Here is a 20,358-nt window from a genome sequence, read left to right as displayed (position 1 = left end):
CTTTATATCGTCATGAATAACCGTACCCATGCAGCAGTAAACCCGAACTGCCTTAGCAGTTCATCCATGATGGCGGTAAATTCCTTGCTATCGATCAAATGATCATTCCCCTTTTCCTGTAATTTCCAGTTTCCCGCCTGCGTATCCACGCGTGTTACCGCCTTGGCAAAGATGGTGATATGCTGATACGGGATCGCAACACCCAGGATCATGCCCGGCAGCCCGTTAAACGCTTCAGGACCACCTTTGGTAAGTATCTCGTCCGTATAGAAGGCCACGACATAAACGGAATCAAACAACAAAGCGTTGGCCCTCCGGCACTGAAAGCCGGCAATTTCCCGGGTCTCATCTGTTAATTTCCAACGGATCTTCCTCAATTCATCTTTAATATGAAATGTTTTCTCAAATGCCTGTTTGGTCGCCACCGTTTCCTTAGTTGAAAGATCGCTGTATACCCTATTATTATAGGCGATGGGAATAACAAATGTTGGGGAATGATCCATATCGGGGTTTTCAGGCTGGTAGAGTGTATGCTGCCTGTCAAAGTACAGCTCAAAATTTTCTGTCCAGAACTGCGGAGCAGTACTGCGGTATTGTTGCATAAATAATGGTATCTGCTCCTTCGGTACCCGACCGGTTTCTCCAAGGAATATCTCCATCGCGGCAAAGGTGTTCACCCTTCTTTCAAATATGATCTTACCGCTACTGATGAAAGCCTGCTGCCGCGCGGTCACAGCGCCTGGCAGCAACAGTATCCATGATATCAGCGTACATATGAACATCAGTTTTGTTGTTTAATATGATTGAATCTGGTGAAATTCCATGTTACCCCGATCATGATGAACCGCCGGATCGTGGTATACCTGTTTTCAGAAAAGAATGTATTATTGGCGGTACGGGAATAACCACTGTTCTGGTTCAGGATATCATTGCAGGACAATTTAATGGTGAGTTGATCATTTTTCAGGCAATTCGCTCCGATCCAGGCATTCCAGGTCATACGATCAAAATTATCGTTGAATGCCCGGGTCTTCTGCTGCCACAGGTAGTAAGCATCTGTATGCAATTGAAACTTCTTAAGAAAATAAATATCTATAGTAGGTCTTAATTCAAAGGAAAAATAATTATTCGGATTTTCCGGTTGCAGGGAAGACCTGTTGACCGTATAGCCTCCCTGCGCCACCAGGTAAGCGCTGTATCTGCGGACCTTCGACTTGAGCAGCTCCAGCCCGATCTTAGCGGTATTATAGCGCTGCTTATTCACCGCATTGTTGATGGAACTGAAGGCAGTACCACCATCTGAAGTAACGGCCGCTCCTACCTGCAGATCAACGGGAAGTATCTTCCTGGAGTAATAAACATTTACATAATATGCTCTGTTGGTGAACCCATTCATATTTACGGAACGATAACGGTAGTTTCCTGAGGGGTCTACTGTGATCGCCTGTGCGATAGGGTCAGTGGTAAGCGTTACATTTCCGCTTATGCCACTGTAAATGTTTGACATGATCCGGGCGGCATTATACGATCCGCTCAATTTATGCGTGAAGCTATTTTCAAGCTCCATGTTAGGCAGGAAGGTAGCCAATTGTCCATTATTAAATTTTAACGGTAGCAGTTGGGTCCGCTCAGGACTGTTGCTGTTACCTTTGTAAGCTACTTGCAGCATCCTGTACTTATCAACTTTGACCTCTATACTGGCAGTGGGATTCCAGTTCAGAAAATCTTTACGCAACGCAAGCTGCTGCAACCGGTCATCAATATGCATCGTCACCAGCTTAAGATCGTTTCCTGCCCGTATTATGATTCCGGGCAATGCATAATTTATAGCCGCTCCACCCTGGTTAGCCCAGGTATTGCTGTTTACAACGGAGCTGAACTCCGCGTCCATTTGGGTAGCAGCAGGGTCTTTAGCCAGATCATAGGAACGTTTGTCATCATGGGTGGCGCTATTGCCCAGCTCATAGCCCAGGATCAGCGAGAGCCCTTTTGCAAGGGGCTCCGTATAGTAAACCTTAAGACTATTGCTACGCCAATTGTCATGCATGCTTTTACCCAGGAAAAGCAGGCTGGAACTATCCAGGCTGCCTGCCGGGCCGAAGAAATCGGTACTGGAGCGGCTTTCCCCGTCCGATCTGTCATTAGCAAAATGATTGTTTACATAAAGGGATAAAGTCCGCCCTTTCCTTTTCAACTGTTTTTCCCATGAAAAGTTCACATTGAAGCTGTTAAGGCGATAATTATTATCATCCTGCGACTCATTATCATAAATTAGCGTGCTGTCTTCCCGCCTGTTGCGGGATGCGCCATAGCTGCCGCTTTCAGCGTCTGAAAGGTACCCATTTGCATAAACTGTAATGGTGGAGGTGGTATCGGCTTTAAGGACATACTTCCCATTAGCGCTTTGCCGGGTATCACGATTGGCAAAATGGCGGAACGAATTACTGAGAATGCGCCCGGTTGGAAGGTTATTCTGCGAACCCACTTCATCATCGCCTTCAATGTTCATCAGGTTATACGTATAATTCCCGTTTACCGATTCTTTACCCGCATTCCATTTATTATTATAATGTGCCCCTGCGGACACAGACCTGGGCAATCCTTTACCATCGTAGTTCCCGGCCCCGTCCCCATCAGCTCCTATCTTTTGCCGGTCGGAGGAACCCAGCCCGGTACGCCCGGTATTGCTGAAGGTGGTAAAAAAAGCCATCTTCCGGTTTTCGCTGAAGGCATTCAGCATTCCCTGCCCGTTATAATGCTCATTCGTACCGGCGCCCAGGTCTGCCTTTCCAAAAACACCGTGGTTCTTATCTTCCCTGACTTTCAGGTTTATTGTCCTGTCCCTTACGCCATCATCGATCCCGGTAAAATTTGCTGCATCTGATTTCCTGTCGTAAACCTGGACTTTATCAATCATGTCTGCACGCAGGTTCCTGGTTACAAGTGTCGGGTCATCGCCAAAGAACTCTTCCCCGTCAACCAGCACTTTTTTCACCTTTTGCCCTTGTGCGGTAATATTGCCATACTGATCGACCTGCAGCCCTGGCAGTTGCCTTAACAATTCTTCTACAGTAGCATTAGGTTGTAATTTGAACTGCGCTGCCGAATATTCTGTAGTATCTCCCTTGATCCTGATGGCGGCTACCTGCGACCTGACAATAACTTCCCGCAGGAGCTTTGACTTTAGCACCAGGCCCAGCGTTCCCAGGTCACCGGTTCCCTCCCGGAGCCAGCGCCCTTCTACCTTTTGGGAGTAGGCGGCATAGCCCGGATAAGATAAAAACAATATATAGGCGGCAGTATCTGCCAGGCCGTCAAATAGAAAACGGCCTTTCTCATCGGTACGTGTGTCCGCAACGATGAACGAGTCCTTTTCCTGCAACAAAACAACGGAGGCATTCACCAGGGGAATACCCATCCCGGTATCTCTTACAGTTCCCTTCATTGCATGCGACTGGGCATCAACCGCCGTGCTATACATCCATAGGATAATACAGGAAATGAGGTATCTATATATCATCAGGCAAGCCTTTTGATGGAGTATTTTGTCTTTAAGGGCTATCTTACGCTAAAACCAAATGTGGCCGTTCCTAAACTGCCGTTACCGGAAACTCCTTCTGCGATCCCGGTAAATGCGCTACGGATACCGGAAGTAAAGAAACTGACAGAGGCCTCCCCATTCCCGTCGGTGATGATCACAGGATTCCAGTATAATGTATTACGGGTATCAGCCACCGATCTATCCGCTTTGTCATAGTCCGGCCCGGAGAATACCCGATCCTCATAAAACCCCTTCACCATGATCATTTTGAACTTTTTCAGCAATTCTTCCTCGGTATATTTGGGATAATGATAGGTGACTTTTCTCATATCTGCCGCCGTAAAAGAAAAAGGGTGACTGGATACCTGGCTCCTCTTGGACTCCACAAGTTCTGAATAGGTAACTCCTTCAACAGGCTTCTTCCCGCTTCCGCAGGCTGGGCAATTCAACCAGCCGCACTGGCCTACGTAATCCGTATTGCCTTCAAACTTTGCTATACTATCCAGGTAACCAAAATACCTGTCGCCGTATCCCCTGCCTGCCGCCTGCACTACTACTTCACGTAACATATTACCATACTGCAGCCGGCTTGTATCCAGGGGGGCCGTGTCTACCACGATACTCTTCTCCCCTGATAAATGTACCGGGCGAACCTCACGCTCCACGGCCTTAATGGCGTCAAAGGGGTCAGTCACCTGCATGTTGTATTCACTTTCAGCAAAATATTTGATAAAGAACCGTCGGCCCGTATGAAGCTGCTCCGGCGTTATGTAAAACACGCCGTTTTTATCCGCTCCGGTAAACCGGACAAGGCTTTTATTGTGGTTAAAAAGCATCAGCATCAATGGTTGTTTATCTTTTTGAGGGCGCCCTATCGGGGACAAGGTGCCTTTTATACTGTCCGACAATACATACCTGTGCTTTAATGTGTCCCGGCTCATACTATGTCCGCTCCAGTTATACCGCTCCTTTTCCCGGGTCATTAACATCGCGTCCAGCGCAGAACGGCGGTCTTTATTTGCAGTATCAAAATAATAGGCAGGATCATAAATACTATCTTCCAACTGGGTGGAGAGCTGGAAATAGTTGGTGATATCCTGTACATTCCTTCTATCAATGAATAACCCGTCCACGATCCTGAGGCTTAAAACGGCCGGAACAGGGTGGCCCTGGCCGTCTGTGGTCCTGATCTTTAATGATACCTTCTCCAGGGGGCCATACCATTCCTTCAACTGGCTGACCTGGATGTTCAACCTGTTATCCTGGTGCAGGAATAGCAGCCTGTCAGCCAGCGGGCGCAACTGCTCATCAAAAAGCGTGGCCTCCGCCACACCAGGGGGAATACCTGTCGTGGGGATCTTTATTATCAAGCTGTCCCTGAGCAGGCCTGCTACAATAAACTGCAGCACTCCCCGTACCTGTAATCTTAAAGCAACCCGTTTCGGCTGCATTTGCACTGCTGCAACTTTAAAAACCAGGCTATCCCTGTCATTGTTTTGGAGATGCATGGTTACGCCTGCCCCGGAATTTACCGGAATACGGTATAAACTATCTTTTACATTATTGAGCTTTACAGTATACTCAGCGCCGGCTTCCGGCTGGAACCGGAAGCTGCCCATCCCGGCGTGAGCAGTTTGAATATCCAGCAAGGGCTGATCATTCTTCAACAATACTCCACTGATATTCACCGGCAGGCCATCCTTGTTCACCGCCCTGAATCCCACTACACCGGGCAGCCCGGCCACCAGGCTTCCCCCTTCGGGAAAAATATCGAAACGGACCGGCTCTCCTTTCCCGGGCGAGATGGACTGTGCCAGGTGCCAGTATCTTTTTATAGCACGAGGATCTTTAACAACCTGAACAGGCGTAAATGCATAAAAATAAGGCTGAGCGGCATAATAGGAGTGCGCTGTATAAGCTTTCAACAGGTAAGTTCCCTCTTCCAATGTATGGGGCAGAAATACATGCCCGCTGGCTACTCCCTGGTTGATTGGATACATTTCTTTCCAGATCACGCTGTCATTTTCCTCATGCACCAACTGCAGGTATAAGATGCTGTCCAGGCCAGATAATAACAAATGCTGCGCATTGAGAACAAAGGAACTGAACCAGAGGTCTTCACCGGCAATATATACATCCTTATTGCATCTCAGGTAAACAGATGTTTCATTCTGCCTTTGTGCATATACGTCCATGCTCTGCTCCAGGCGCTCCACCAGGTGGTGGCTGGATTGTGCAAAAGATGCGATGTTCATGCAGATAAAACCGGTAATAAAACAAATTCTCAGACGCTGGTTCATTTCCTTTTTGGTTATTCGATCTGTGTTTTCAATAATTGGAAAGCCTGTCCATTATCCGGTGACTGAAACTGATGCGCGATTGCTTTACCACTTTCCAATTGCACAATGCAGGGGTAAATCGTATTATTGGTAGGAATGTCAAAAAATCCCTGTTTGTCTATATAGACATTCTTCCTGTCATGTAGTTTTTTGCCAATCTTTTGTTCCAATATCTTAAGCGACTGCACCTTTGTCAAAACGAATAATATATGCGGTTTCTCAATATAGTCGCGCATAAAGGCTTCCGCCTCCTGTATGCACCCCCTGCAGCCAAGTCCTGGTAATATTACCAGCCATTTGTATCCGGGGGGCAGTTTGATTTCCTTTATTCCCTCCGCTATCACCGTATCTTCCCGGTCGGCCTCCGTCTTACTGCAGGAATAATTAACTATTGACAATATAAGGAAACATAGGATAAAATACCTTTTCATGATAGCAGATTTTAAATATCCTTAGGTGAGAAAATTTTAAACCATAAAAACTTTTCTTCCACATCAGCAGGATCAACATATTCAATATTCAGGCCCTCCCTGGTCACGAAAGCGTTATCGGGATAGTATTCATTCATATTCCCAATCTCCGTTTCTCCCAGGTAATTAAATTCCTTATCCATTATAACAACTGCAACGGGCTTATTCTCCCATCTTAATCTTACTCCTTTTCCGGGAAGGGCTTTCCTGATAAACCGGTAATAAACATCCCTGTACTTATCATATATGATCCCGCCATACAGATCAGTTGTACAGGCGGTCTGATAGATATATTCCTGGGGTATCTTTGATTGCTTGAATTCCGCTCTATCCATGGATCTGATACTGGCTGCAAAATTGCTCCCTCCATAAACGGCTTTAACGCTATCGGCATCAAGATCATAAATAAACAGGTCATGTGAAACAGGGAAACTATACACCAGCCTGTTATTACCAGGCATCATATCATAATATGCAGTAGTAAACATAGGCTCGTCCCACATGTAATTATGACCATACAATTCATAAGGGTATTTATGTATATATTTCACATTGCTGTGATCCATGTCGATAACGGATGCAAATTTGAATTTCCGGGTGAGAGAGTCCGGCAAGGTCCAGATATACTGTCCCGGGAAGATCAGTTTGCCTTCGCGCTCCAGCATTTCATTTACCGTATGCGGAACGTATTGGGGATATTTAAATGTCCATGATAGATCTTTGATATTTTCATTATTGATCAGAGACACTTTTGAAACAATGTCAAATTTATTGTCCAGGAGGACCATCTCCATCAACTTGTCGTCGTAGACAAAAATTGAATCCATATTTTTAATGTGGAACGCTAATGGTATCTGCACCTGGTTGACGGATATCCTGCTAACGGGTGCTGATGAAGAGTCGTACTCATAAATACTGATGTTTTGGGAATACGCACTAAGCATAGCAAGAAATTCTTTACCCTGGGGGTCCGTATATAGCTGTATATAGGGAGGACGTGGTGCAGAAAGGCTATCCAGTGGAAACTTTTTATTACCAACAACCTGCAGCGTTTTGGCAGCCTTTAAATTTCCCTGGTGCTTATTCTCAATTTCAACGCCTGTACCTGAATTACAGGCAACTACAAGGCTCATTAATATTAAAAATGGGAGGGTCTTCATGCTGTTAGTTTATAACATTACGGTAGTGATGGCATTCATTCCGCGGAATTTATTACAGGCTATCCAGCCTTGATGCAAAGTCTCGCCCCGGGGGCGTGTGATCTTGTACACGCCGGCCAGATAGCCATTCCGGGACTAATTAACAGTTACCTTTTGTGGAATCACAGTTGTTACTTGATCCGCCTGCATCAGGGTAACAATTCCCTGTTAAACTGCTGCAACGTCCGTTGTTTATAGGCGTACTGCAACATTCTGCATTGGCGGCATTGATCTTGAATAAGCTTTGTAATGTAACATCGGCAGAAGAGCCGGAAGTGTTGGTTGTCATGAATACGGCCACAGCAATTGCTGCTACGCCCAGGCCTGCAAAAATTTTCTTTTTCATGCTTGAGATGTTTAAATGGTGGAGAATGGCTTTAATATCCTTCGATATTAAAATTTGAGGAAAATCAACATGCGAAACAGTTTAGAGGAATATCTCCGCGGGATATCTTATGGATCTGTTCTCAGAACACACAATCATTAATAAGCATAATAATGACCTCTGTGTTTTCTACCCTGGCATAGGACATTTTTTTTGGGTGAAGAAATAAAAGGAATAAGCTCCACTTGGTTATTTTGTCGCTATATTCTGGAGAATAAGGGTTTATTCGATACTGCACAGGTTCGACAAAAGAAAAGTGGGATAACAACACACGCATAGCTAGCCTGACAGAGGGGCTTCTACATTTTCGGGTATCTGTCAAAAACTATATCAAGGTATCAGTTTAATCAAATAAATATTGGCATCTCAAGGGATCGAATTGTTAATTCATGATTAAATATATGGTAGTAATTTAAAAAAAGCAAATAAGAATCTAAATATTCATCCTATCCCGCAACCCCATCGCTACTCCTCCAATATAAAGGCCGCCGCCTCCGCCAGCCCCGGCTGCTCTTGGCTATCATGCCCCGATACCGGCACCAGCTTGAAATACCGGCATTGCTTTCGCTGGGCAAGATCAATATATTGCCTGTTGGGACTAAGATCAAGCAGCTCAACCACACCCAGGCTTTCCCAGGTCTGGTTGTCATTGCCCACCAGCAGCTCCAGCTCTTTTATTTTCCGGTCGCCGCTTTTCTGGACCAAGATGAAACCATCTACGGCAAGGGTATCTCCCATGTCCACCGTGATCCAGTGGTCCGGGTAATGGGTGGGTGCAGTGGAATAACGTGTAATCCAAAAGGTAAACACATTGTTGTCTATTAACCGTATCGCCAGGCGATCGTTCGCCAGCTCTTCCGAGCTGTAGCCGGCGATGGACCAGTTGTCTGTCCGGTAGATCTTCCGTATTGGCTCACCGGAAGGCTTCTGCACCGGGGCACCGATCTTGACCGGCACGCCAAAATCAGGCGTGCCGTCTGCATGCCAGGTGAATTTTTGTATGCGTGCGTTCCGGCTGCCGCCGCCGGGCGCGCTGCGCGCATGGTAAATGATCCAGTCTTCCGTGCCGTCGGGTGATTTGAAAAAGCCGTTGTGACCAGGCCCATAGGCGCCGCTCTCCGCGTTCATCGAAAAAACAGGGTCCGGCGTTTTCGTCCAGTCTGCAGGATTCATGGGGTCCCCGTCTGCTTTAAGGCTTAGCAATCCCAGGCAATAGGTGTCCACCCAGAAGCCGCTGCCTGAATACACAACCAGCACCTGCCCGTTCGGGCTTATCAGCACCTGGGGGCCTTCGTTGATCGCGCTGCCGTTCATCTCCCAGGGATAGGCTGGACTGGCGATGGCCACCTTCTCACTCTCAATCGTCCAGGGATTGCTCATTTTCGCAATGTAGATATGCTGCGGCGCGGCGCCCGCATTGCCGCCGGACCACAACATGTACATTTGTCCCTTATACGTGAGAACGGTTCCGTCAATCGCCCATTCATCGGAAGGATCGGCCACTTTTCCTTTCAACACCCAATTGCCCTGCATAGGGTCCGGGGAGCTGTTCTCCACTACGTACATGCGGTGATTGGCGTTCGAGCCGTTGTCGGCGGCAAAGTAGATGTACCACTTGTTGTTGATAGCATGCAGTTCCGGCGCCCACAGGTTTTTTGAATACGGCATACCTTGCTCCGGTATCCAGGCATCATGTGGTGTGGCCAGCGCCAGCTCGGACATGGCCTTCGTTTCATACAGCACCAGCTTGCCCCCTTGCGTATAGGTGAAATAGTAAGTCCCGTTCTTTTGCGTCACCCAGGGATCGGCGCCGCGCGGTACCAGCGGATTGGTGAAGGTATTTTCTACGATAAAATCCGCCTCGCTATGCCCCGGCGGGTCGAGGCATATTTTTTCACAGGCGGCACAAAGCGCAAGGCATAAGCCGCCAAGTAAATAGACAATATTTGTTTTCATCCGTTTGGGTTTGGGTTATCAAAGGATTATTTCTGTGCATCGATCGCCTCCTGGAGGTTATCGATCGGCGGCTGGTTCAGCTCATAGCCGGAATAGCCGAAGTTCTGGTTCAGGCGGCCTTCCCGGTTGGCATCTATATCCGATTGCGGTACGGGCCATAAGATATGATACGGGCTGGCTGTAAACTCCGCGCCATACACGGTTTTAACACCCTTGTTGTAAAAATTGTTGTACCTGCTCACCCGCTCATACCAGTAGCTGCTTCTGGAAAGCTCCTCTACCGTGTATGTTTTGCCAAACTCGTCGGCCTTGTGGCTCAGCGCAAAAATGTAGGATACGCGGCTCAGCTCCATATGCCGCAGCTCCTCGTAAAAAAGTTCCCTGGCCCGTTCGTCCATGATCTTTCCCATCGTCATCTCGCCGGCCGTATACATTTTTGTGCAATGCGCCCGGCGGCGGATGGTATTCACATCTTCGGCGGCAGCGGCCAGGTCGCCTTTCCAGAAATGGGCTTCGGCCCGCAGCAGGTAGGTTTCCGCCAGCCGGTAAATATACCAGTCCCCGGCGCCCCCGTTATAGTTATCCACCGTTTCACTCCTGGGCGACGCCACCCACAGCTTGTAATGCGGCCAGTCAAACCAGGTCCTGATGGTATCCGTTACCAGCAGTTTGCCGTCGTTGTTATACTTCTGCAACGGCTGGCCGTAATAAGGGTCTCCATCGGCCTGCAGGGCAGGGTTGTTGTACACCAGGTCCTCCATGCGCACCCAGTTTCCGGTGCGGGTGCTGTGACGCAGGTCGCTGGTATCGTCCCAAATGGTGTGGGTGCTGTACCAGGTGGGCCGGGTGATGGCTACGCCCCTGCCATAGGTTTTGCGCAGGTCTATCTTGTCGTGCGTCAGCTTATAGCTGGTGCTCATGCCGGGTTTGCCGGAAGGAGTGCTGATCAGTTGGTTGCCGCTGCCTGAAATAAAAGGCGTGGCGTTTCTCATGGTGAACATATCCTGCCGGCTGTTCGCAAAGTCTTCCCGGCTGATGATATTAAAGATCGCTTCCCGGTTGGCCGCAATGGACTTATTCGGGGCGCGGTGCAGGTCCCAGATCACATTTCTCGTAATGTTATGAATGTCCGGCATGGGGTTCTCAAAAGCGCCGAAAGGCGCGGTCATCAGGGAATAGCCGGAGCTGTTGATCAGCGTGCCGGCTACCGCTATGGCCTTGTCAAAGGCCCCGGTGGCCAGGTAGCATTTAATGAGCAGTTGCTGGCAGGCGCCTTTGTTCACCATCCCGAAATCGGCGGCGGCCGGCACATGCGCCACGGCAAACTCCATGTCGGATACCAGTTGCTGCAGTATCACTTCTCTTTTGGTGGAACGGAAATTGAACTTCGGGGAAGTGATCTCCCGGGTCAGCAGCGGCACGTCCCCAAATTCAAATACCAGCCAGAAATAGCGAAAAGCGCGGTGAAAATAGGCCATACCCATCATCTGGTTCCGCAGGGTGGAATCCAGCCCCGGCACCCGGTCCAGGTTGGATATGATGGTATTGGCGTACTTAATGCCTTTATATCCTTCATACCAGAAAAAATTGATCTTGTTGGTATTAACATGGTTGTTGTTGGAGGTAGGCGTGATCATGGCGTTCAGGTCCTGCGCCGGGCCGGATTTATCGGTAGTGCCGTTCACCGCCACCTCGGAAAAAAGCAGGTCGGTGAGCAGCGGCGCGCCCTCCCCGGTCCATACGTAATTGAGGTTCCGGTTGCAACTGGTAATAGCCGCCTCCAGCCCTTCTCTCGAAGTGAAGGTAATGGCAGGCTCGTAAAAGGACAGCGGGTCTGGTTTCAGCCAGTCTTTTGAACAGCTCAGCGGTAATTGTACGGCTATCCCCAGCAATAGTATCCTGGCAGTTTTATATAACGTGATCTTCATCTGTTTGTTTTTTTTCAGTGGTCAGATGGAACCTTTGTATTCATGTTGGTTTCATCGTAAACCCGGTTTAACATTTTAAAAAGTGGCAGTAAGTCCCACGGTATAATACCTGGGCATCAGGGAGGTGGTTTCCGGGTCCCAGTACTCCCATTCCTTTGCCCATACCGCCACATTGCGCACGCCTGCGTATACCTTGAACTGGCTCATATCCAGTTTCCTGGCAATATGCGTGGGCAGGGAGTAAGCAACGGCCACATTATCCAGGCGGATGTACGTTTTATCAAGGGCCCGCGGCGGCGTGATGTTCTGCACATTGGTGGAATTCAGCCTCGCATACTTGTTGGACGGGTTTTCCGGCGTCCAGTATTTCCGGACATAGGAATTGGTACGGTCCGTACCGGCCCCGAAATTATTCAGGTAGTCCGTGGTGGTCTGTTTATGGCCCCAGTTCGAGTAGATATTGAAGGAGAGCTCTATGTTCCGGAACAGCGTAAAATCATTCCGCAGCGTCCAGCGGAAACGCGGGGTGGTATAGCCCAGGAACTTTTTGTCATCGTTCGTATATTTCCCGTCGTTGTTAACGTCCTCCACTTTCACGTCTCCCGGTATCTCCCCGTAGCGGGCGGCCTGCTCCCGCTCGTTCTCCTGCCATATGCCGAGTACGTTGTAGTTCCAGATGGAGGAGATGTCGTGCCCGATGAACCAGCCGTTGGATATATCGCTGATCTCCCTGGAGCCTATCACCTTACCGTCCGCATCCAGCACGTCCTCGTAGGTGTAGTAAAGATGCCTGATCTCGTTCCGGTTGAAGAAGAAGCCCAGGGTGCTGGTCCATTCAAAGTTTTTCCGGTGCATATTCACCGAGGTCAGGCCCAGCTCAAAACCTTTGTTCACAACTTCGCCCAGGTTGGTGGTGACGGTGCTGAAACCCGTAAAGTCGGGCAGCGACTGGTCCATGAGCAGGTCGGTAGTAGGCATGTAATATATTTCCATGTTGCCGGTGATCCGGTTGTTCAGGAAACCGAAGTCCAGCCCGATGTTCCAGGAGGAAGTGGCTTCCCATTTCAGGCCGTAGTTGGCCATCCGGTCCACGTACAATTGCGACAGCTCGTACACCGTGCCGTTTGTCTGTACATAGGCATAGCGCCCGGCGCCCGTGGTCAGGTTGGAGAGGGCCTGGTAGATGCCGATGGAGCGGTTGCCGTTCATGCCCCAGGACAGGCGCAGCTTGCCGCTGCTCATCGGCGCCCAGTGGAAGAAGCGCTCGTTTGCAAAGCTCCATGCAAAGGCCAGCGCAGGGAAGGTGGCCCTGGGGTTGGACGCGCCGAAGGCAGAGTACCCGTCCCTGCGTACCGATGCGGTGAGCATATACCTGTTATCATATGAATAGAACAGGCGCGCCATCAGCGCATCGCCCGTGCTGCGCGTATCATTGCTGCTGATGGTGGTCTTTAAAGGATTGGCGGCGCCGATGTTGTGAAAGCCCAGGGCATCGGTCGGGGAAAAATCCCGGGCAGTGATGCTCTCGTTCCAGGACTGGTGCTCTTCTGCATTCTGCAGCAGCGTTACCTTTACTTTATGCCGTTGCGCAAAGGTGTGGTCCCAGGTAATGATGTTATCTATCTGCCAGTCAAAATTCCTGGTGTTCTCCCTGATCACCTTCCCGTTATCGGACCACATCGGGTTCTCCGATGATTCATGATACCGGTTGTAGAACCATTGCATGCGCGGGGAAAAGTTCAGTTGGTACGTAATATTAAAAGGCAGGTTGATCGTCTGGTAAACAGTTGTGTTCAAAACTGTATATCCTTTTTCCAGTTGCTTGTACTGGTTATGAAAAGCGGAGTTGGTGCCCTGGCTCACGCTGGCGCCCATAGGCTGCGGGTCCAGCAGGCCGTTGTCGTCAAAGGGCAAAGCAAAAGGCGAGTTGTTGATGATCTGCCCGTCCCAGTCCACGGCCAGGTTGCCATCGGACCGGTCCTGGAAATTGATGTTCACCCCGGTGTGCATCCACTTGTTGATCTTTCCGTCCACCTTGATATTGGACCGGTAGGCGCGGTACCGGTCGCCGACCACCACCCCTTCGTTATTCAGGTAGCCAAAGGAAACATAATAGTTGAAGAGATCCTTGTTCCTGCCCGAAAAGCTTACATTGTAATCCTGCTGCAACCCGTGCTGGAAGGAGCCTTTGAACCAGTCATAGGTCCGGCCCTGGAAATAGTGCTCCCGCTCCTTGTCAAACAGGCCGATGCGCCGCAGCCAGATGTCATCCGGGTCGCCGGTAAGGGCATCGTAGGCCAGCCAGTCATCCATCGTAATCCCGTATTTGGCCAGGTTTTCATCGGTAGGCCGCAGGTACATGGCCGGGGTAGCCCAGCGGGTGGTGCTGTTGAACAGGTCTGAACGGTAGTCCAGGTAGCCCTGCGCGTCGTATACCGGGCGTTTGCTGCCCATCACGGCAATGCCCGTGCTGGCGTCAAACCGGACCATAGGTTTATCAGTGGCGCCTTTTTTAGTGGTAATGATGATGACGCCATTGGCGGATTTAGCGCCATAGATCGCCGCAGCAGATGCATCTTTCAGCACATCAAAATGATCTATATCCTGCGGGTTGATCTCGGACAGCTCGCCGAAGAAGATGACGCCGTCCAGCACAATGAGCGGGTCATTGGCGGCCTTCAGGGACCGTTGTCCCCGTATCAGCATATCCCCTCCTCCTTTTGCGGAGGTATTCTGCCCTACGTATAATCCCGGCACGCCGCTGCGCAGCAGGTCCTGCACGGAGCGTGGGCTTTCCTTTTCCAGCCGCACGGTTTTCAACTGGCTGATGGCGCCGGTAAGGTCCCGCTTTCGCATGGAGCCGTATCCCACCACCACTACTTCATTCATCCGCTGCTCCTGGGCCTGCAGTTCCACCCGCAGGGAAAAATCAGCGCCGGACTTCAGGTCATAACCGGAAAGCGTTTGTGTTTCAAACCCGATGTAGGAGAACGTAAAGGTGTATCCCGGCCCTGCAGGCAGCCGGCTGAAGGTAAAAACGCCGCTGCTGTCTGTTTGCACAGAAGCCGAAAAATTACTGGCCGCATTTTTAATGGTAACGCTTACGCCCCAGAGCGCTTCTCCCGACACCTCACTTTTTACGATGCCGGTAACATCCGCCCGTTTTTCCTGGGCAGGGAGCAATAGTGGCATAAGGCAGCAAATAGCGGCAAGGCCCAGCAGGGCAAACGTGGAATTCAATGTCTTCATCTTACGAGTACGGTCTTGAGTTAGGCAATAGAAGGCCCGTTGCTGATCTGCACAGCAACCGGGGTTGATATCTGTATATGCTGGTTAATGTTGCTTTCTTATGATATAGCTGCCATCCTTTTTCTCAATGGTAAGGTGGTTGAGCAGCGCGATATCATGCAGTATAGTTTCCAGAGTATCTGTTTTACGCATCATTCCTGAAAAGTATTTATTACTGATATCGGAAGGATAATAATAAATATCCACCTGGTAATAGCTGCTGAGCTGGTCAAACACATCTGAGAGCGGCGATATGTCAAAGGAGTACCAGTCCGGCCGTTGGACTTCGTGGTCCCTTCGATCGGCAGGACCTGCTTTTACCATCTGCTCTGCAGGTGTATTCCGCTTTACGCTTGCCAGCATCGTTATTTTATTGTACGTCAGCTCATCGCCGGGCAGCAGGATCACGCGCTGCTTCCATTTTGCCCGGACGGTATCGGCAGCGGCCACCTGCACTTTCCCTTCATGTACCCTTACCTTTATCACGCTGCTGCCGTTAAATGATTGTACAGTAAAGGACGTACCCAGCACAGTGGTGGCCAGTTGGTCCGAGTACACCATAAACGGCCGGGCTTTATCCCCGGCAGCTTTAAACAGGGCCTGGCCTGACAGGTACACCGTTCTCCTGTTACCTGATACAAAGGGCTCATAGAACCGGATGCTGCTACGGGGCGATAACATCACCACGGAACCGTCATCCAGCAGGACCTGCATCAGCGTATCAGAAAGGTTCCTTCTTTCCGCCATCTGCCTGCCGGCAGGCGCCCCGCTATCTGCAACAAGCTCCCCGTTGCCGGCGCGGTAGTTCCACAGCAGCACAGTAATGGCCAGCCCCAGTAACACGGCGGCTGCCAGCCAGGCGGTCCTGGCCCGGCGGCCTTTTTTAAAAGAGCGCCGGCTTACGGTTTTGAACAGCCTCCTGGATAAGCCGGGATCCAGCTCCTGGCTCACCACAAAATTGTCCCAATCCTCTTCGGTGATGTATTTATTCCATGCTTCAGGATTATTCCGAAAATATTCCAGCACCAGTTGCTTTTCTTCATCACTGCATTCATTCCTGAAATATTTGTCAATCAATTCCCTTGGTATCATTTCCGGTTAAGATAATGGGCGCCCTTTCTACTACTATATCGTTTGAGAAAAGTGCATCCCCTAATGAGCAGATATTTTTTTTAAAAAAAGCGGCACAGCAGCAACACTACCAGGAAGTCCCTTAAATGTTTGATGGCAAGCGCCATATGATTCTCCACCGTTTTTACGGACACGGAAAGGAGCTCGGCGATCTCTTTGTAGGATTTAAACTCATAACGGCTTAGCTCGAACACCCTTCTCCGTACCGGTGGCATGTTGCGCACCACATGCCTGATCCGCTGCTGCAGCTCCTTGGCCTCTACGGCTTCGGAGCTGTTCCAGCTACCGGCCTCCCCCGGCCTTTCCTGTTGCAGGAACCGGGCCTTGACGGCTTCCTTCCGGAACAGGTCAATGAGGGTAGCGCTGGCGATACGGAATATCAGGCTGCTGACCGGCTTCGATTCATCGAGTTGCTGGCGGTAATCCCATAGCTTAATGAACGTGATCTGGGTAGTTTCTTCAGCGAGATACCGGGAATGTGTTTTGGATAAAACATATAAATACACCTTCCGGTGATATTCGTTAAATAATTCACTGAAAACGGAAGTATCTCCCTCCTTCAATGCAGCGATCGTATTAAACGTGGACATGATGTAAATGTAAAAAACACAATTGCCAGTCTAAAATACAAAAAAGGTCCGGGGAAGGTAGGGCCGGTCCAAATACTACTCCCACAGGTGGCAACTTAGACATTCCGGTGGGTTGATCTGGACAGGAACAATTGTTATCTTTGAAAAAAAACAGATGAAACATATTACCATCATCGTGCCGGACGGGCAAAGCAACCTAAGCACCATCGCCAGCATTGTGGGGACATACGAAATATTTGCAAGGGCCAATGAGTATTGGGCGGAACCCGGCAGCGGCCGGCAGGAGCCGTATAAAGTGGAGCTGGCAGGCGTTTCAAAAAAAGTGGGCGTTTATAACGACCTGTTCATGGTGAAAACGCAAACCCATATTTCAGCGATCTCCAAAACCCATCTTATTATCATTCCCTCACTGGTGCGCGATTATGAAAAAGCGCTGAAAGGAAACAAATTGCTGATAGACTGGGTGGAGCAGCAATACAAGGAGGGCGCTGAAATAGCCAGCATGTGCACCGGCGCCTTCATGCTGGCCTCCGCAGGTTTACTGGATGGCAGGAGCTGTGCCACGCACTGGTCTGCCGCGGATACTTTCAGAAACCTGTTCCCCAAAGTAAACCTGCAGGCGGACCAGTTGATCACGGACGAAAATGGTATTTATACGAATGGCGGGGCGTACTCTTTCCTGAACCTGGTGATCTACCTGGTAGAGAAATACTATGACCGGCAAACGGCCATCTACTGCTCCAAAATATTCCAGATCGAGCTGGACCGGCAGAGCCAGTCGGCCTTTACCATATTCAAGGGCCAGAAAAAACATGGCGATGAAATGGTAAAGCAGGCACAGGACTATATTGAGAGCAACCTGGAGGAGAAAATCTCCGTGGAGCATTTGTCTTCAAAATTCGCTGTCGGCAGGCGGAACTTTGACAGGAGGTTTATCAAAGCCACCGGTAATACCCCTGTTGAATATGCACAAAGGGTAAAAATTGAATGGGCTAAAAAAGCCCTGGAAACCAGTCGTAAAACGGTGAACGAAGTAATGTATGAAGTGGGATATTCAGATGTGAAGGCCTTTCGTGAGGTGTTCAGGAAGATCACGGGCATGTCGCCGCTGGAGTACAGGAGCAGGTATAACAAGGAAGCGGTGGTGGTGTGAGATGGGAAGGGCCTTTTCTATTGCCTGTTAGGTCCACCTATCACATACCCGTACTATCCCCCGATAGCCGCCTTTGTTTTCCGCCATCAATCCGTTACTTTTGTAAGGTAGCTTTGAAACCATCGCAAGTTTTCCGATCCTTAAGATCACGCAATTACCGCTTATATTTTACCGGGCAATCCATCTCGCTCATCGGCACCTGGATGCAGCGCATGGCTGTGAGCTGGCTGGTATACCGGGTTACGCATTCCTCCCTCATGCTGGGCATTGTGAGCTTCTCCGGGCTGATCCCTTCCATGCTGTTCTCTCCTTATGCCGGTACGCTCTCTGACAGGCACAGCCGTTACCGCATCCTGCTGTATTCCCAGGTGGCCTCCATGCTGCAATCCGGCGTACTGGCCGCCATCGTATTGCTGGAACACTATAATATTACCGCCATCATATTTTTGAGCGTCGTGCAGGGGATCATCAACGCATTTGATACGACCTCACGGCAATCGCTGATGGTAGACCTGATAGACAATAAAGATGATCTCCCGAATGCCATTGCGCTCAACTCATCCATGGTAAACCTGGCCCGCCTGCTGGGGCCGGCCATTGCGGGCCTTATCCTCAGCACTTTCGGGGAAGGGGTTTGTTTCCTGGTAGATTTTTTCTCTTTCATTGCCGTGATCATTTCGCTGCTGATGATGAATCTGCAATTACCGCCGCCGCAGCGCGTGGAAGGCAATGTATGGCAGGGCCTGCGGGAAGGCTACCGCTACCTGCAGCAGGCGCCGGATATACGCGCCGTGATCCTGATGCTCGCGGCTTCCGGCATTTTCCTGATGTCCTTTAATACACTAACGCCGGTATTTGCCAAAGACGTGTTTGGCGGCAATGCAAAAACCTACAGTTGGTTTGCCAGCATCACGGGGCTGGGCGCACTGGCAAGCGCCATCTATATGGCGGGGCTCAAGCCCGGGAAAGATCTCGTAAAGATCATTGGCGCAGCGGGTATCCTCTTCGCGGGAAGCATACTGCTGTTTTCCCTTGCTGGCTCGCTGCCGCTGGCGCTGTTCCTGATCATGCTGTCCGGTATGGGCATGATGGGGCAGATAGCGGCTACCAACACTTATGTGCAAACTAATGTCCCTGGTTATATGCGCGGCAGGATGATCAGCTATTATGCCATGGCCTTCCAGGGTACCCTGCCCGTGGGCAGCCTGCTGGCCGGAGGAGCGGCCAGCCAGGTGGGCGCACCGCTGACGGCCAGCCTGCAGGGCGCCGCCGGCATTATTTGCGCAGTGATCTTCCTGTGGAGCATGCGCGCACGTAACGGTAAGGATAATATTGTAACATGAAAAAAATATCAACCTGGATATGCAGCGCCCTGGTTTGCGCTATCATCGCCTGGGGAAAGGAGAACGTGGCGGCCGCCGGGCCGGGAACAGGCAACCCGGTCCCTGACACCAACGCGCCCAAACCACCGGCCACAGTGGCCGAGTGCAGGAAATGTATCGTGCTGTCCGAGCAGTTGCATAACCGTGTAGCCATTGCCGATGTAGTGTCCGGGCAGGTCTTCTGGGAGTGGAGGCCGGAACAGTCCAACGTGCAGCCGCAGCACCTCGCCTGGTTTACCAATACCAGCGATGCCAAACCGGTATACTGCGGGCAGTACCTGCTTGTGACCGCCTCCGGCGGCGGCGTGGCGCTGGTCAGGATCGCCGACAAAAAGACCGTGTTCTATGCCTATGCCGGCGGCAACACCCACTCCGCGGAGCTGCTGCCGGACGGCAATATTGTAAGCGCTTCCAGCACCGGCAATTTCATGATGCTGTTCCGGGTGGATACCACCAGCGCGCCCGAAGCCGTGTACAGCCGGAAATACCCGCTGCCCTTTGGCCACAATGTAGTGTGGGATCAGCAGCGGCAGGTGCTGTGGTCCGCGGCGGACCACCAGTTGCTGTCCTTCACCTACAATTTCAACTGCAGCCAGCCGGAACTGGTGCAGCAAGACGCGGTGAACCTGCCCGGTAAAGATGCGCACGACCTTTTCCCCGTATATGGGCAACAGGCATTGTGGCTCACCAACACCAACAATGTGTACATCTACTACCCCGACACTCAAAAAATGGAGCAGTACGGCAGCATACAGGCCAACATCAAAAGCGTTTCCTCCGGCGGCGATGACCTGCCTGTTATCATCATCCGCCCCAAAACCAGTTGGTGGACGGACGAAGTCATTGATGAAAAAGGGAATACCGTTTTTTACCAGCCCGGGCTCAAGATCTATAAAGCCCGCTGGTACCTGGAGAACGCTTTCAGCTACCCGGCCGTACACGAAATGAAACAATGCCCGTAGGCAGGATATGCTTATGCAATAATAACAAGGCTGC

14 protein-coding genes are annotated in these 20,358 nt (G+C 50.4%); 3 read left to right on the top strand and 11 right to left on the bottom strand.

The features are described from left to right. Positions 1 to 2: 2 nt before the first annotated feature. From LX66_RS14380 to LX66_RS14330, 11 genes are all read right to left on the bottom strand, one after another. On the bottom strand, positions 3 to 782 hold the full coding sequence (locus LX66_RS14380) for a GLPGLI family protein (RefSeq protein WP_145714667.1): 780 nt from the start codon (positions 780 to 782) through the stop codon (positions 3 to 5). Further along, complete coding sequence (locus LX66_RS14375; RefSeq protein WP_244620401.1) at positions 782 to 3,520, bottom strand: TonB-dependent receptor; 2,739 nt, start codon at positions 3,518 to 3,520, stop codon at positions 782 to 784. Before LX66_RS14375 ends, LX66_RS14380 begins: the two co-directional genes overlap by 1 nt. 38 nt (positions 3,521 to 3,558) lie before the next feature. Beyond that, the gene (locus tag LX66_RS14370) at positions 3,559 to 5,841 is read right to left on the bottom strand and encodes a hypothetical protein (RefSeq protein ID WP_145714665.1); all 2,283 of its coding nucleotides are present in this window, start codon (positions 5,839 to 5,841) and stop codon (positions 3,559 to 3,561) included. 11 nt (positions 5,842 to 5,852) lie between these two features. Then, the gene (locus LX66_RS14365) at positions 5,853 to 6,311 is read right to left on the bottom strand and encodes a hypothetical protein (RefSeq protein ID WP_145714663.1); all 459 of its coding nucleotides are present in this window, start codon (positions 6,309 to 6,311) and stop codon (positions 5,853 to 5,855) included. Between the two features lie 11 nt (positions 6,312 to 6,322). Continuing rightward, positions 6,323 to 7,510, bottom strand: a complete 1,188-nt coding sequence (locus LX66_RS14360; protein WP_145714661.1) for a DUF4221 family protein — start codon at positions 7,508 to 7,510, stop codon at positions 6,323 to 6,325. A gap of 139 nt (positions 7,511 to 7,649) precedes the next feature. Beyond that, positions 7,650 to 7,895 (bottom strand): hypothetical protein, encoded by a 246-nt coding sequence (locus LX66_RS14355; protein ID WP_145714659.1) that lies wholly within the window; start codon positions 7,893 to 7,895, stop codon positions 7,650 to 7,652. A gap of 504 nt (positions 7,896 to 8,399) precedes the next feature. After that, on the bottom strand, positions 8,400 to 9,890 hold the full coding sequence (locus LX66_RS14350; protein ID WP_145714657.1) for a family 43 glycosylhydrolase: 1,491 nt from the start codon (positions 9,888 to 9,890) through the stop codon (positions 8,400 to 8,402). A 26-nt stretch (positions 9,891 to 9,916) separates the two neighbouring features. Next, positions 9,917 to 11,818, bottom strand: coding sequence for a RagB/SusD family nutrient uptake outer membrane protein (locus LX66_RS14345; protein WP_145714655.1), 1,902 nt, complete (start codon positions 11,816 to 11,818; stop codon positions 9,917 to 9,919). Between the two features lie 75 nt (positions 11,819 to 11,893). Next, positions 11,894 to 15,067 (bottom strand): SusC/RagA family TonB-linked outer membrane protein, encoded by a 3,174-nt coding sequence (locus LX66_RS14340; protein ID WP_145714652.1) that lies wholly within the window; start codon positions 15,065 to 15,067, stop codon positions 11,894 to 11,896. Positions 15,068 to 15,151: 84 nt separating this feature from the next. Continuing rightward, positions 15,152 to 16,198 carry a FecR family protein gene (locus LX66_RS14335; RefSeq protein WP_145714650.1) on the bottom strand — a complete coding sequence of 349 codons (1,047 nt, stop codon included), beginning with the start codon at positions 16,196 to 16,198 and terminating at the stop codon, positions 15,152 to 15,154. 80 nt (positions 16,199 to 16,278) lie between these two features. After that, a complete protein-coding gene (locus tag LX66_RS14330; RefSeq protein ID WP_145714648.1) occupies positions 16,279 to 16,827 on the bottom strand; it encodes an RNA polymerase sigma-70 factor in 549 nt (182 codons plus the stop codon). A 154-nt stretch (positions 16,828 to 16,981) separates the two neighbouring features. Between LX66_RS14330 and LX66_RS14325 the strand changes: the two genes are divergently transcribed. The 3 genes from LX66_RS14325 (at position 16,982) to LX66_RS14315 (ending at position 20,324) form a co-directional block, all read left to right on the top strand. Beyond that, the gene (locus tag LX66_RS14325; RefSeq protein WP_145714646.1) at positions 16,982 to 17,980 is read left to right on the top strand and encodes a GlxA family transcriptional regulator; all 999 of its coding nucleotides are present in this window, start codon (positions 16,982 to 16,984) and stop codon (positions 17,978 to 17,980) included. Between the two features lie 113 nt (positions 17,981 to 18,093). Continuing rightward, entirely contained in the window at positions 18,094 to 19,323 is a 1,230-nt protein-coding gene (locus LX66_RS14320; protein WP_145714644.1) for an MFS transporter, read from the top strand. Next, the gene (locus LX66_RS14315) at positions 19,320 to 20,324 is read left to right on the top strand and encodes a DUF6528 family protein (protein WP_145714642.1); all 1,005 of its coding nucleotides are present in this window, start codon (positions 19,320 to 19,322) and stop codon (positions 20,322 to 20,324) included. The genes LX66_RS14320 and LX66_RS14315 overlap by 4 nt, the downstream gene beginning before the upstream one ends. Positions 20,325 to 20,358 lie beyond the last annotated feature (34 nt).

This window comes from Chitinophaga japonensis (genome assembly GCF_007830125.1).
GTDB classification, from domain to species: Bacteria; Bacteroidota; Bacteroidia; order Chitinophagales; family Chitinophagaceae; genus Chitinophaga; species Chitinophaga japonensis.
Note: the sequence above shows the minus strand (reverse complement) of the source record. Positions and strands in the feature narration are given on the sequence as shown.